Genomic DNA, 3,574 nt, shown 5'->3' with positions numbered 1-3,574 from the left:
CAGGAATAGACTTCAAGATGTCATTTGCCTGCTTGATCTGGTTGTAAAACAAAGCCCAACGTAAATACGGATTGGCATATGTATCGCTACGATCAGAAAATTCGCTACAGGTAGAGAACCAGTTATAATCAGAGTTGGTTGAAACCATATCCGGACCATTCAAATCCTGGGAAAGGCATACTGCCGGATAACCGAAATCATCATCACGGGCACTGGTGAATATGACCTTATAGGATGCCGATATTTGAGAAAACATACCGGTTACATCGGCCTGTAATCGTTCGGGCATCATCTCAACTACTTGTTGCTTTTGTTCATTTGTAAATGTTCCGCCTTCAGGAATCGTATCAAGATCGGCACAAGATGCGATCAACGAACCTCCTAAGACCAGGACTAAATATTTATTTGCCATTTTCATAATTTCATCGTTTAGTTATTAACATTAGAATTTCAAAGTAATACCACCGGAAATTGTTCTCAGTGCCGAATATCGGAAACTACCGGAAGTGGTAGAACTACCTAATCCCCAGTATTGACGTGGATCCAATCCTTTTTTACCGGATATAACGGCCAGGTTTTCGCCGGAAACATACAGACGTAAACTTGAGATACCGAGTGTATTTGTCAAACGTTTCGGGAATGTATATCCTAACATGACACTATTCAAGCTCAAATAATCCGAGCTGACCAGGAATCGGGATGACTGTTTCTGGTTAGTGTCATCCGAAGCACAGAGACGTGGAACGTTTGAATTCGGATTTTCCGGAGTCCATGCTTCCAAAACATCTTTATGGAAATTGGTTCCTGCACCGTCACCACGATGCATCAAAGCTTCATAAGTACCATCATACAACTTACCGCCAAGTTGATAAGAGAACTGTACGGAAAGATCGACACCGTAAGCATTCAACTGTGTACCGAAACCACCGTATACTTTTGCCAAAGTACTGCCTAAGTCAGACTGTTTTGCTTTTGAATAATCATCAGTAGTGTTATAATCACCATTGTCCGGATCAACATAATATAATGCTTTACCGTTATCGTGGTCAACGCCTGCATATACCGGCAAGTATGAGTTATATAAAGAACCACCGATACGGTAAATAGCATTGCTGTATTTCCAAGACGATAAATGTCTTTGTGTTATTTTACCCCGCCGTTATTTTTAGCTGATTCTGCAAGATCGGTAATCTTATTTTTATAATGAGTTGCATTGACATTAGCAAGCCATTCTATATTGTTATTTTTGTAAAGTACTCCGTTCAAATCGATCTCTACACCTTGGTTCACAATTGAACCTACATTCATCGGAATAGTAGCGTATCCCATGGAAATAGGCACAGGTTGGTTATAGAGCAAATCCACCGTTTTACGATTAAAATATTCAATTGTACCATTTAAGCGGCTACCGAATAACTCGAAATCGACACCGGTATTGAATGCATACGATGTTTCCCATGTAATATCTTTATTACCTTTGTAAGTGAACGATACTGCAAAATCACCGTTACTGTCTGTTACTGAATATTGGTCGGCGTACGCATAGTAGTTTCCAAGATTATCATTACCCTGTATACCATAACTTGCCTTAAACTTTAACATGTCTACCCATTTTGCATTATACATGAAGTTCTCTTGGCTGATGAGCCATGCAAGACCTACACTTCCGAAGTTACCCCAACGGTTGTCCGGATGGAAACGGGAAGAAGCATCGCGACGATAAGACGCACTAAGGAAGTATTTACCATCATAGTCATATTGAATACGGCCCAAGAATCCCATTGTAGTATATTCATTCGTAAAAGAAGCCACCTTAGGAGGAGATGCAATTGCATTGCTTAATTCACCGATAGTCGGATTATAAATTTTAGTATTGCTACCTTGTAATTCCTGTATTTTCAAATTATATGATTCGTATCCTGCCAAAACATCAAAATTATGTAAATTTGCAAAAGTCTTTTTGTAAGTTGCAAGATACTGCTGATTGATTGCAAATTCCCGATAATGAGCCACATAAACTGCTCCACCGCTACTTACGCTCGAACCATAAAATGGATTTGATAACTCATTGCTGCGCTGGTTACGTACATTAGCACCGATATTGGCTGTAATAGACAACCCTTCTATCGGAGTTAAAATGGCATACCATTTACTGTTGATTACATCTGTATAAGCATTTTGCTTATCCAAGTCCATTGTTCCCAGGGGGTTACCCGACATACTGGGGCGGACAAAGTTCGTAGAAGAACCAAAATCATAAACAGTCAATCCGCGTTCGTCCACTTGAATGTTTCCGTCTGGATTACGTACATATACAGGATAAATCGGAGCAATCATATTGGTAAGCTGGAACAAGTTGCCGCTTGAGCCCCATGTAGTTTGTCCGCTCGGGGATTGTATATTATAATAGGTATATCCTATATTAGCACCGACTTTCAACCATTTTTTTGCTTGATAATCAGCTTTTGCACGTCCGGTGAAGCGTGTAAAACCCGAACCGGGAACAATACCGGAGTCATCCAGATAACCCGCTGACATGTAGTAGTTTATTTTATCGGAAGCACCTGCAACAGATATATTATACTCCTGACGAAGATTGGAATTACCAAATGCTTCATCATACCAATCATCCGGTCTATAATAATATTTGCCGTCAGAATATCCCAATGTAGCATTAGGATTGAGTTTGAAGTTTGTACCTATCAGTTTTTCTCCTTCAGGAACTGTATATACCAAATAACCGACACCACCATTTTTATCATCCAGCAAAGCCGCGTCGGCAAAAGCATAAGCTTCTGTCATACTGGAACCATTGTATGCTTTTGAGTTATACAATGCACGATACATTGTTTCATAATACATACCCGGATCTGTCATTACATCATAGGTAGGCACTGCACGACGATTAGAACCCCATTTGGCATCTACAGTGATAACAGCTTCTTTAGAATCTCCCTTTTTAGTAGTTATCAAGATAACTCCGTTGGCACCACGGGCACCATAAATGGCATTTGCAGCCGCATCTTTCAATACGGTCATACTTTCAATATCCTGCGGATTGATAGAAGAAATACTTCCATCAAAAGGAATACCGTCCACTACATATAGAGGAGAGTTGCTCGCACTCATGGAGCCGATACCGCGAATGCGGACAGTAGCAGCGCTACCCGGTTGTCCATTGTTGGCAATGGTTTGTACTCCGGATACCTGGCCGGCTAATGCATTCGTTACATTGGAAACAGAACGCTCGGCCAGTTTATCGGCCTTTACCGTCGATGCAGAACCGGTAAACGACGATTTCTTGGCAGTACCATAAGCTACTACCATCACCTCATCAATCATCTGAGAATCGGATTTAAGGAATATTTTCAGGGACGGCTTTATTGCAACTTCTTGGGTCTGCATACCAATAAACGAAATTTGCAAAGTCTTTGCAGAACTAATCTTATTTTAAATTGCTTATAATTAGTTGTTTATAGAAAAACATCAGTACTTTGCTGTATTTATTAATCCATATATTATTTTATTATAAATCAGTGTATTATATATAAAATATATGAATATTATTGTACAA

The 3,574-nt window shown here is 39.8% G+C and carries 2 pseudogenes; both read right to left on the bottom strand.

Going from position 1 to position 3,574, the window contains the following annotated elements:
• Positions 1-418, bottom strand: a pseudogene (locus QVP90_RS05000) (RagB/SusD family nutrient uptake outer membrane protein); the annotation flags it as partial.
• 24 nt (positions 419-442) lie between these two features.
• Positions 443-3,405 (bottom strand): annotated as a pseudogene (locus QVP90_RS04995) (SusC/RagA family TonB-linked outer membrane protein).
• Positions 3,406-3,574: the final 169 nt, after the last annotated feature.

This window comes from Bacteroides sp. CAG:189 (assembly GCF_000432295.1).
Classification (GTDB): domain Bacteria; phylum Bacteroidota; class Bacteroidia; order Bacteroidales; family Bacteroidaceae; genus Bacteroides; species Bacteroides salyersiae.
Note: the sequence above shows the minus strand (reverse complement) of the source record. Positions and strands in the feature narration are given on the sequence as shown.